This is a genomic window from Ruegeria sp. CH11 (assembly GCF_056537105.1).
Genome location: NZ_JBQFQX010000008.1, coordinates 102830 through 112479, shown reverse-complemented (window position 1 = coordinate 112479; position 9650 = coordinate 102830). Strand labels below are relative to the sequence as shown.

General features: G+C 58.5%; 12 protein-coding genes. 8 read left to right on the top strand and 4 right to left on the bottom strand.

Annotated features, from left to right (window positions below):
* Positions 1-123: 123 nt before the first annotated feature.
* Together ACR0LX_RS14105 and ACR0LX_RS14100 are read left to right on the top strand one after the other, a co-directional pair.
* The gene (locus ACR0LX_RS14105; protein ID WP_480784258.1) at positions 124-414 is read left to right on the top strand and encodes a hypothetical protein; all 291 of its coding nucleotides are present in this window, start codon (positions 124-126) and stop codon (positions 412-414) included.
* Positions 415-521: 107 nt separating this feature from the next.
* Positions 522-983 (top strand): hypothetical protein, encoded by a 462-nt coding sequence (locus ACR0LX_RS14100; RefSeq protein ID WP_480784257.1) that lies wholly within the window; start codon positions 522-524, stop codon positions 981-983.
* 4 nt (positions 984-987) lie between these two features.
* On the opposite strand, the gene ACR0LX_RS14095 is transcribed toward ACR0LX_RS14100, so the two are convergent.
* Positions 988-1752, bottom strand: coding sequence for a sulfite exporter TauE/SafE family protein (locus tag ACR0LX_RS14095; protein WP_480784256.1), 765 nt, complete (start codon positions 1750-1752; stop codon positions 988-990).
* 144 nt (positions 1753-1896) lie between these two features.
* Here ACR0LX_RS14095 and ACR0LX_RS14090 point away from each other — a divergent pair, with 144 nt between their 5' ends.
* From ACR0LX_RS14090 to ACR0LX_RS14080, 3 genes are all read left to right on the top strand, one after another.
* Entirely contained in the window at positions 1897-3588 is a 1692-nt protein-coding gene (locus tag ACR0LX_RS14090; RefSeq protein ID WP_480784255.1) for an acyl-CoA dehydrogenase family protein, read from the top strand.
* A 159-nt stretch (positions 3589-3747) separates the two neighbouring features.
* Entirely contained in the window at positions 3748-4302 is a 555-nt protein-coding gene (locus ACR0LX_RS14085) for a hypothetical protein (RefSeq protein WP_480784254.1), read from the top strand.
* Positions 4303-4343: 41 nt separating this feature from the next.
* Positions 4344-4736, top strand: a complete 393-nt coding sequence (locus ACR0LX_RS14080) for an META domain-containing protein (RefSeq protein ID WP_480784253.1) — start codon at positions 4344-4346, stop codon at positions 4734-4736.
* Here ACR0LX_RS14080 and recO read toward each other — a convergent pair.
* Complete coding sequence (gene recO, locus ACR0LX_RS14075) at positions 4720-5445, bottom strand: DNA repair protein RecO (protein ID WP_480784252.1); 726 nt, start codon at positions 5443-5445, stop codon at positions 4720-4722. The genes ACR0LX_RS14080 and recO overlap by 17 nt on opposite strands.
* Before the next feature lie 186 nt (positions 5446-5631).
* Between recO and ACR0LX_RS14070 the strand changes: the two genes are divergently transcribed.
* Positions 5632-6402, top strand: a complete 771-nt coding sequence (locus ACR0LX_RS14070) for an FkbM family methyltransferase (RefSeq protein ID WP_480784251.1) — start codon at positions 5632-5634, stop codon at positions 6400-6402.
* Positions 6403-6535: 133 nt separating this feature from the next.
* On the top strand, positions 6536-6841 hold the full coding sequence (locus ACR0LX_RS14065; RefSeq protein ID WP_480784250.1) for a hypothetical protein: 306 nt from the start codon (positions 6536-6538) through the stop codon (positions 6839-6841).
* A 2-nt stretch (positions 6842-6843) separates the two neighbouring features.
* Here the strand turns inward: ACR0LX_RS14065 and ACR0LX_RS14060 are convergent, their stop codons facing one another.
* Together ACR0LX_RS14060 and era are read right to left on the bottom strand one after the other, a co-directional pair.
* Positions 6844-7173, bottom strand: a complete 330-nt coding sequence (locus ACR0LX_RS14060) for a DUF1491 family protein (RefSeq protein WP_480784249.1) — start codon at positions 7171-7173, stop codon at positions 6844-6846.
* On the bottom strand, positions 7170-8078 hold the full coding sequence (era, locus tag ACR0LX_RS14055; RefSeq protein ID WP_480784248.1) for a GTPase Era: 909 nt from the start codon (positions 8076-8078) through the stop codon (positions 7170-7172). The genes ACR0LX_RS14060 and era overlap by 4 nt, the downstream gene beginning before the upstream one ends.
* A gap of 162 nt (positions 8079-8240) precedes the next feature.
* Between era and ACR0LX_RS14050 the strand changes: the two genes are divergently transcribed.
* A complete protein-coding gene (locus ACR0LX_RS14050; protein ID WP_480784247.1) occupies positions 8241-9617 on the top strand; it encodes a multicopper oxidase family protein in 1377 nt (458 codons plus the stop codon).
* Positions 9618-9650 lie beyond the last annotated feature (33 nt).

The following is a 9650-nucleotide window of genomic DNA, read 5'->3' as shown; positions in this document are numbered from 1 at the left end:
ATTGATAAGGAAGACTACTAGAAGGGGAATTGGTGTCAATATGATACCTAACGGCAAGCGGATTGGTTTGTCGTCATATCGCCGAAACTACCCGGCAATTGGCACCACTGAGATGGGTATGTAATGACTGAGATTTCAAAATTAACCGAATTGCGTAAACTGATGCAAAGCATGGAGCGTACGCTGGGACTCGAAGAACTCTCTCCGGTTGAGCGCGACATCTATTACGCCGCCGAGGAGCTTTCAAAGGCCGACCACGAAGTTCGCACTTTTGGTCTGATCGAGCATACGCTGGTGTCCAGCGTCTCTCGTCCGACCTTTTTCCGCGCCCTGAAATCGCTGGTCCAGAAAGGATATATGTCGCAAAGCGGCAGTGCCAATCGGGGACGGTATATCGTACATGCCCCCAAGTAGCGCGTATCAGGCGTAGACGCGCCGTGCAGTTGAAAGGTTGGGCCCTTGATACGGCACTGGCATCGTCTGCGTATGTCGCGGCGTCGATATTGACATTTGAAGTGCTGATGCCGCTTCAAAACGTGTTCTTCCCAGAATACCCCAGTCATGCAAGCCTGCTATTCCTGCCCCATGGCGTGCGGGTTTTGGCAGCGTGGCTGTTGGGGTGGCGTGCGATCATTGCCTTGCTGCCGGGTGTCTTTCTGGTCTTTGCAATGGTCGGAGGCTGGGACGTCTTCCTGCCCAACCGACTACTGGCAATTGGCATCGCCGTAACAACTGTTCCTGCCGTGTTCTATGCCTGCAAATGGGCTGGCTGGGATCTGTTCCCCAATCCCGCGCGCAAACCCTGCTGGCTGTGCATCATGGGTGTCGGCATTGTAACGTCATTTCTGGTCTCGGCGCTGACGAACATGGCATTCGGAAGCTCGACAGTGGAATATATCGCCTTTCTGATCGGCGACATATCCGGCCTGTTCTTTCTGATGCTCGGACTGCACTACACGTTCCGCGTCCTCGACAGGCGCTGATCCCTCAGCCCAGCATACCGCGCCGTACCAGATTCAGCCCCGCGATCAGCAGGACCACCAAAGTCAGTTTGCGGAAGGCCGCCTGATCTATGCGGTCCTGCAACTGCATACCGCACCACATACCGACCATGGCAGGAAGGACCAGTCCGGCCGAGAATATGGCGGTTTCCGTCCGCAAGATGCCCGACCCCAGATGCGCCGCGCCAAGCGCCAACGCGCCCAGCCCATAAATGACGCCCTGCACCCTCATCTGAACCCGTTTCGGCGTGTTCAGCGCTGTCAGATAGGCAACGGTGGGTGGCCCCCAGACACCTGACACACCGCCGATGAACCCAGCCACTGCGCCAAAGGCGGCTTCGACCCGGGCCGATGGCTTATGCAGAGACAGCTTTAATCCCAAAAGCTGGATCAGGGCAAAGAACGAAACAGGTATCCCGATCATCAACAGAAAGCCGGAGGCGGGCAGAATGCTCACCAGCTGCGCCGCTGCCAGCAGACACACAAGGCCGACCAATAGAAACACCCGAAACTGCTTGATCGAATCCATTGCGGCAGATGCGCCTTCACGCAATGCCTGTATCCCGTTTGTCGCCAGTGTGGGCAGGATCAGCCCTGCCAGCGCCAGATCAGGCGACAAGAACATGCTGAGACCCGAGACCGTAATCATCGGCATCCCGAACCCAACCATTCCTTTGATCCATCCGGCAACAAAGGCAACCGATAGCGCAAAGAACAGATCGTTCGGAGACAGAAACGAGAACAGTGACATGCCCCTTCATATCACTGGGAAAATTCTCTGCACTGCCAAAATCATCGCGTAATTTTCGAACTTTTTGCCTGCTTTTGGCGCATTTTTGTTGCGCTGCACGTGCAGCATGATATGACCGGACCGACTTTTAGAAGGACCTGATTCATGGCCCATGATGGACAAGATGTGACCAATATGACGCAAACAGCAGTTCTGCCTGATCTCCTCGACCTGACGGGCAAAGCCGTGCCTGCCGTCGAAGCTGTGTTTGACCGTGCCCGCGAATCCGTGCGGGCGATGGTCACCAGCGATGGCCGGATCTCGGGGGCGCTGGTCGAGGCCCATCAGACAGCAGCACATGGACTGGCGTGGTTTGCGACCTACCACCAGTCTTTGAAACAGATGCAGCGTTGGGCCGAGGCATTGTCCTCCGAAGGTAAATTCGGAGAGATTGAGCAGCTTTTGCACCAGATCGCCTTTGGTGAATACCTGCATCAGGTTGCAGGCGGCATCCCGATGAACCAGGGCGAAGTTGTGCGCTTACAGGATCTGGGTCTGGGTTGGGACGCCCTATCGGGCTTCCAATGCGCCGAGGTTCAGACCTTGATGGCGCAGGCCAATTCTCAGGCCGCGCGGACGCGACTGGTTGAACTGATGCAGGATCAGGCCGGTGCCACCATGTTCGGCGCATCGGGTCTGGACGAAGAGCTTGAGATGATCCGCGACCAGTTCCGCCGCTATGCACAGGAAAAGGTCGAACCAAACGCCCATGAGTGGCACCTGAAAGACGAGCTGATCCCCATCGAGATCATCGAAGAACTGGCTGAGATGGGCGTCTTTGGCCTGACCATCCCCGAAGAATTCGGCGGTTTTGGTCTGTCCAAAGCTTCGATGTGTGTCGTCTCGGAAGAACTGTCCCGCGGTTATATTGGTGTCGGATCGCTGGGCACCCGCTCTGAGATTGCCGCCGAACTGATCATTGCGGGTGGTACGGATGAGCAAAAAGCCAACTGGTTGCCAAAGCTCGCCAGCGCCGAGATTCTGCCAACGGCCGTGTTCACCGAACCCAACACCGGATCGGACCTGGGCAGCCTGCGCACCCGCGCGGTCAAGGACGAGAACGGCGATTATCAGATCACTGGCAACAAAACTTGGATCACCCATGCGGCCCGCACCCATGTGATGACCCTGCTGGCCCGCACCAATCCCGACACAACCGATCACCGGGGCCTGTCGATGTTCCTGGCGGAAAAAACGCCCGGCACCGACGAAAACCCGTTCCCCACGCCCGGCATGACTGGCGGCGAGATCGAGGTTCTGGGCTATCGCGGCATGAAGGAATACGAGCTGGGCTTTGACGGCTTCCAGGTCAAGGGTGAGAACCTGCTGGGCGGAGAAGAAGGCAAAGGATTCAAGCAGCTGATGGAGACCTTCGAATCCGCCCGCATCCAGACCGCCGCCCGCGCCATTGGTGTGGCGCAATGCGCGTTGGATATCGCCATGCAATATGCGCAGGACCGCAAGCAATTCGGCAAATCTCTGATCAACTTCCCGCGCGTTTCGGGCAAGCTGGCGATGATGGCGGTCGAGATCATGATCGCACGGCAGCTGACTTATTTCTCGGCCTGGGAAAAGGATCATGGGCAACGCTGCGACCTTGAGGCAGGTATGGCCAAACTGCTGGGTGCCCGCGTGGCCTGGGCTGCGGCCGATAATGGCTTGCAAATCCATGGCGGCAATGGCTTTGCGCTGGAATATAAAATCAGCCGCGTTCTGTGCGATGCGCGCATTCTGAACATTTTCGAAGGGGCTGCCGAAATTCAGGCACAGGTCATCGCGCGACGTCTGCTCGGGTGACCGTTTCGGCATTCCTGTTTCCCCAACTGACCCGGTCCAGCGCCGGGTCTCTTTTCTTGTCGCTGGCGGATATGATCCGCCCCGGCGCAAACTTCCCCTTTGATCTCGGGCGGGAACCCGGTTAAGGCACCCTGCGCGTCGAAACCAAGGGCAGCCGGAATGACCAGACGACTATTCGTATTGTGGGCGATCCTGACCGCCCTTGCCCTCGGCGGCTGCGCCACCTCGGTGCCCACCGCCAGCCAGACCGAGATCGACGATCTGGCCCGGGCGATCCAGGCCCTTGGGCCGGATGTCGACCCGGCTGAGGCGCGCCGGGCCGCCACCATCGCCTATCGGCATTCCGAACAGCTGGCGCGGAACTGGAACGTCACCGACGCGGCCATTATCCACAATGCCAAAGTCATCAACGGCTTTCGGGAGTTTGGCCTATGCAATGACTGGGCCCAGGCCATGACCACACGTTTGCGGCAGGAAAACTTCCGCACTCTGGATTTGCATTGGGCCACCTCTCCTCCAACAGCACTGCGGATCATCCACCATTCGGCTCTGATCAGCGCCAAAGGGGATTCGATGTATGACGGCATCATCCTTGACCCCTGGCGCAACAGCGGTGCGCTGTTCTGGGCGCCGGTACGCGAGGACACAAAGTACAACTGGCGCCCGCGACTGGATGTGCGGGCAGAGCTGCTGAGCGGTGAGAACCCCTATTGATACCGATTTTGTCCGACACGTTGTTGCGCTAAGACCCAACCATGCTACGCCTGATCCTGACGCTGCCCCTACTGACCCTGTTGCAATGCAACAAGGATGAAACCGTCGCGGCCTATGGCGCTGCGGACCAGATCTGGGCGTTGCAGGAAATCGACGGACAGCCCTATGAGGCCCGTGCCCTGTTGCAGTTCCCCGAAGAAGGCAAAATCGCTGGAAACTCCCCCTGCAACACCTATAGCGGTACGCTGAACGCGCCCTATCCGTGGTTCGAGATCCAGAACCTGACCGCAACCCGCGCCGCCTGCGCAGGGCTTGAGGCAGAAGGGTTTTTCTTTGCCGCCCTCATGACCATGACCCAATCCGAAGTTTCGGGAGATGTCCTGATCCTGCGCAATGATGATGGGCATGAGATGGTGTTCAAAGCCCACGAGTAAACCGCTCGACAAACCGCGCCCTCGCCTCGGGCAGAGGCGTGTGGCCCAGCGATGGTGCGACCCGGTGATGTAGAAAATAACCGGTGGTGTGCAACGCCTGCGCAATTTCTGTATCCGGCGCCTGCCCTTCGCCCCGCATACAGGGCGGTAATGGTAGCAGCTTATCCGCCCATTCCCCGGCCCCTTCGGCGCTGACCGCACGTCCGGTTCTGGGCGAGACATAAATCAGCCCGGTCTGCGCGCCGGTCACAGCGCAAGTGGCCAGATCGAGGCCGAAGCCCAGCTCCTCTAGCAGCGCCAATTCCCACCGCATATAGGCCAGCGGCCAGACCTCATCCTGCCCCAGCAGGTCCATCAACTGTTCGGTCTGCTTGTAGATCGCGGGATGTGGCTCGCGTTCGGGTAGGCAGAATGACAGCAGCGCCACCACAGCGTTCAACCCGGCCAGCGCCAGCCGCCCGGAAAACGCAGCCGCCGCGCGTGACCGTAGTGGCTCGACCTGAAAGGTTCCAAGATGTTCTTCCAGCCGCGCATGCCATGACACATCCAGTTGCGCGCCCGGTTGCAACAGGGGGGCAACCTTGCGACTGGCGCCGCCACGCACAATCCCGGAATGCCGTCCGTGGCCTTCGGTGAACACCTCAATGATCGCCGCAGCCTCGCCATGCCGTCGGGTGCTCAGCAATATGCCGTGATCGCGCCAGTCCATTCTCAGCTTTACCAGATTTCTCCGCACACCTTGATCTGAATGGCGACGGTGACGCAAGAACAGATACCGACATGCCGCGCGTTGCTTGACCCCAAAGCGACGTGTTCAAGAAATTGGTTTCCCAAGCCTGCGGACCTGCTAAGAGTTCCCTATTCATCGACGTGTGACAGAACGAGACAAGACCGTATGGAATGGCCCCATGACCTGCTCAGGCAGATTTGCAATGACAGGGACACACCCAGGAAGATCAGGCGGTTCATACGGCAAAACCTGAAGCCAACCGAGGTCGACTATAAAGGGTGCCGGATGCTGGTGCATCCCTCGGACAACCATACCGAATTCATGATCTGGCGAAAGGGACGCACGCAGGAAGAGCGCGCCCTGTCTCACATCCTGAGTGACCTGAAAGACCGCCCAATCGTCGCCTATGACATCGGGGCAAATGCGGGCGTTTACAGTCTGCGGATTGCCGCGATTGCTGGTCCCGGCTCGGTCATTCATGCGTTCGAGCCGAACCCGGTCATGCGCGACAGGTTCGAAAAGAACATCGGCCTGAATGCGTACGAGAACATCCAAGTCCATCCCTATGCGATTTCCGACAGCGAGGGAGAGTTGGATCTCTATGTGCCGGTCGGTCGAAATCTGGGCGAGGCCAGCCTGAACGAGCCGGTCAAAGGGGCGACGCCGACCCGGGTCCAAGTGCGCAAGCTAACCGATTTTCTGCCATCAGACCCAGACACTGCGGTGGACTTCGTGAAGGTTGATGTCGAGGGGTTGGAGGATCGGGTTCTAACACCCTTGTTGACCGAGATCGCAACTACGCAACTGCCCAAATCTCTGTTTTTCGAAGTCGAGCACAGCAACGTCTGGGCTTCCGACCTCGAGGGGTTGTTGGCCGACGTAGGCTATGTTCTGGACGCTAAGTTCGGACGCAATTCTCTGTATCGTTTGCGCTAAGGCTAAGCACAAGAAACTCCTTTTCATAAGTGGCTGGAACGGCGGCCCGGCGGCCCGTTCACAGTCAACCCTTGCCTTGACAAAGGACGGTCAGACTACCTTAATTAACACAATAGTTAAATAGGAGGATCTCATGCGCGGAATTACCATCACCTACAGTTACGAAGGCGACGAGGCCGACTGGCAGGCGACCACCAGTGCCTTCATTGCAGCCATCGATGCCGACCCCGAGGCAAAAGGAAAATTCGCTTATCAGGTTGCGACCGCCGATGACGGCAAGTCCCGGTTCCATTGGGGTTGCTGGGACAGCGCAGAAACTCTGACGCATGTACAGTCCCAGCCCTATTTCAAAACATTTGCCGCCAAGGTGCGCGAATTTGCAGGTGGCAACCCCAGCGCAACGGGGCATTACGTCAACGGGAAAACCGGTGGCTGGTAGGGCTAGTCCAACCCTTCTTCGCCCAGCAAATGTCGCCCTTGCCTGTCCTCGACCTCAATCACCCAGAGGTCGGGGTCAAAGCCGCGCTGACGCTGGATAGCTACATCCACGTCTGCCTCTGATCCGCTGGACAACTCGATCCACTTGCGCTCACCACTCATCAAGTCAAAGCTGCGCTGAAAGGCAACCGCCTGCCCGTCCAATGTGTTCAATTTGACCAGTACCGCGCCTGCCGTATCATCTCCGTGCGCCACAACAAAAGCCGGGATTTCCTGAAATCGCAGCCGCGCCAGATAGGCTTGGACCCAGAATTCGGCCGTCAGACGGGTCATGTGTTTCCGTCTTTGAAATCCAGACCCATTTCCGAATAACGTTCGGATTCCTCAAGCCAGTTGGGCCGCACCTTGACCTGCAGGAACAGGTGGACCTTGCGGTCCAGAAACTCCTCCAGCTCAGCGCGGGCGGCCTGGCTGACCGCCTTGATCGTCTCACCGCGCTTTCCCAGAACGATGCCTTTGTGGCCATCACGCATGACATAGATGACCTGATCAATCTTGGCCGAGCCATCCTTGCGCTCTTCCCAGTTTTCCGTCTCGACCGTCAGCTGATAAGGCAATTCCTGATGCAGGCGCAGGGTCAGCTTTTCTCGCGTCATCTCTGCCGCGATCATGCGCAGTGGCAGGTCGGCGATTTGGTCCTCGGGGTAAAGCCAAGGGCCTTCCGGCAGTTCCGTAGCGAGCCATTTGCGCAGATCGTCGACACCGTGGCCTTTTTCGGCCGAGATCATGAAGGTTTCGGCAAAAGGATAACGCGCATTCAGATCGCTAGTAAGCGCCAGCAGTTTCTCGGACGGCACCTTGTCGATCTTGTTGATCGCCAGCGCGACGGTGCGACTTTGCCCGATCTCTGCCAACCCCTCGAGAATACGTTCCACGCCCTCGGTGATGCCGCGATGCGCTTCGACCATCAGCACGACCACATCCGCATCCGCAGCCCCGCCCCAGGCGGCGGCTACCATCGCACGGTCGAGACGGCGGCGCGGTTTGAACAGGCCCGGTGTATCGACAAAGACCAGCTGCGCATCGCCGTCCACGGCGACGCCGCGAATGCGCGCACGGGTGGTCTGCACCTTATGGGTCACGATCGAGACCTTGGCCCCGACCATGCGGTTCAGAAGGGTGGATTTGCCCGCGTTGGGCTCTCCGATCAGGGCGATAAATCCGGCGCGTGTAGTCATGTATCCTGCGATCCTGTTTGCAAGTGCGCATCCCTATAGCAGAATGCCCAGCCGGACCAGAGGGATTTGTCGCATTGCCGCCATGCGCCGGCCGTGAGAAAATTGTGACCGGAGCCAAGCCAATTCCAGCCCGGCTGCATTCCCATCCAGATGAGGTTTGACATGAAACGCCGCGAGTTTCTTATGGGCAGCGCTGCCACCGCCGGAGCGTTGGGATTGGGCGGGTTCGGCTTGGCCGATGGGGCGCAGGCGCTGACGATACAATCGGCTGAATTCGTGCTGCGCGATCAGGCCACAACCGGCATGGTCAGCCTGTCGCCAAACGCACCTCCGCCGGTTCTTTACGGGCGGCAGGGCGAAGAGATGCGTCTGGCGGTGCGAAACACTTTGCCTGACTATACGGCCATGCATTGGCACGGGTTGCGTATCGACAATGCGATGGACGGGGTTCCCTATCTGACGCAGATGCCGATCGGAGAAGGCGAGGTGTTTTCCTACGCATTCACCCCACCTGATGCTGGTACATACTGGTACCATCCGCATTGCATGACGATGGACCAGATGGCTCATGGCTTGACTGGCGTCATGGTGATTGCCGAAGCGGAAGACCCCGGCTTTGACAGCGAACAGATCATCAACTTGCGCGATTTTCGGCTGGATGAAGATGACGCATTTCTGCCCGCTTACACCCCGCGTGGTGCCGCGCGCGCCGGGACATTCGGCAATGTGCACACAGCAAACTGGCTGAGTGCTCCGGTCTACGATCACGACGCTGGCAGTCTGGTAAGGCTGCGCGTGGTCAACACCGACACAACGCGCATCTACAAACTGCATCTTGAGGGCGCCAAAGCGAAAATTCTGGCCTGGGACGGTCATCCGGTCGAGATCGATATGCCCATGCCCAGCGCCGATGCGCCGCTACTGATTGGGCCGGGCCAACGCGTGGATTTCGCTGTGGCCTTGCCTGTTATCGAAGGTCAGCGCGTTGAGTTGATGGCCAAACTGCCCGGTCAACCGGTCCGACCCATGGCAACACTACGCGCCACCGGGTCAAATCTGTCCCGCGACTTGCGCGACCTTCGACCATTGTCGCTGAATCCTGTCACCAATCCAGATCTGACAAATGCGGAGCTTCACGAGTTCGTCTTTGGCTGGACCCCGGAAGGTGGTCAACCAAACAACGGGTTCTGCGGCTCGCTCGGTTATAACTTCTGGTCGATCAATCGAAAGCCGTGGCCTGGGGACGCCGCTAAAGGTGTCGGTCCGCTCGCGACCTTGAAGCAGGGAAAAAGCTATGTCCTGCGCCTGCGCAACGAGTCCCCCAACTTGCACCCGATCCACTTGCACGGGTTGGCCTTTGTGCCGCTGCGGTCGAACCTTCGAAAACTTCCTCCGCTGATGACCGATACGATGTTGTTGCTGAAAGACGAGGTGGCCGAGATTGCCCTGGTCGCCGACAATCCGGGCGACTGGGCGTTCCACTGCCATGTGATCGAGCATCAGAAAACCGGACTGACCGGATTTATCCGGGTCGTTTAGGTGACGAATTGGCCGCGCTAATCCGACCGAGGA

Bases quoted from the DNA above. Each gene is read 5' to 3' on its own strand.
- ACR0LX_RS14105 (WP_480784258.1), top strand. From the start codon at position 124: ATGACTGAGATTTCAAAATTAACCGAATTGCGTAAACTGATGCAAAGC.
- ACR0LX_RS14100 (WP_480784257.1), top strand. From the start codon at position 522: ATGCCGCTTCAAAACGTGTTCTTCCCAGAATACCCCAGTCATGCAAGC.
- ACR0LX_RS14095 (WP_480784256.1), bottom strand. From the start codon at position 1,752: ATGTCACTGTTCTCGTTTCTGTCTCCGAACGATCTGTTCTTTGCGCTA.
- ACR0LX_RS14090 (WP_480784255.1), top strand. From the start codon at position 1,897: ATGGCCCATGATGGACAAGATGTGACCAATATGACGCAAACAGCAGTT.
- ACR0LX_RS14085 (WP_480784254.1), top strand. From the start codon at position 3,748: ATGACCAGACGACTATTCGTATTGTGGGCGATCCTGACCGCCCTTGCC.
- ACR0LX_RS14080 (WP_480784253.1), top strand. From the start codon at position 4,344: ATGCTACGCCTGATCCTGACGCTGCCCCTACTGACCCTGTTGCAATGC.
- recO (WP_480784252.1), bottom strand. From the start codon at position 5,445: ATGGACTGGCGCGATCACGGCATATTGCTGAGCACCCGACGGCATGGC.
- ACR0LX_RS14070 (WP_480784251.1), top strand. From the start codon at position 5,632: ATGGAATGGCCCCATGACCTGCTCAGGCAGATTTGCAATGACAGGGAC.
- ACR0LX_RS14065 (WP_480784250.1), top strand. From the start codon at position 6,536: ATGCGCGGAATTACCATCACCTACAGTTACGAAGGCGACGAGGCCGAC.
- ACR0LX_RS14060 (WP_480784249.1), bottom strand. From the start codon at position 7,173: ATGACCCGTCTGACGGCCGAATTCTGGGTCCAAGCCTATCTGGCGCGG.
- era (WP_480784248.1), bottom strand. From the start codon at position 8,078: ATGACTACACGCGCCGGATTTATCGCCCTGATCGGAGAGCCCAACGCG.
- ACR0LX_RS14050 (WP_480784247.1), top strand. From the start codon at position 8,241: ATGAAACGCCGCGAGTTTCTTATGGGCAGCGCTGCCACCGCCGGAGCG.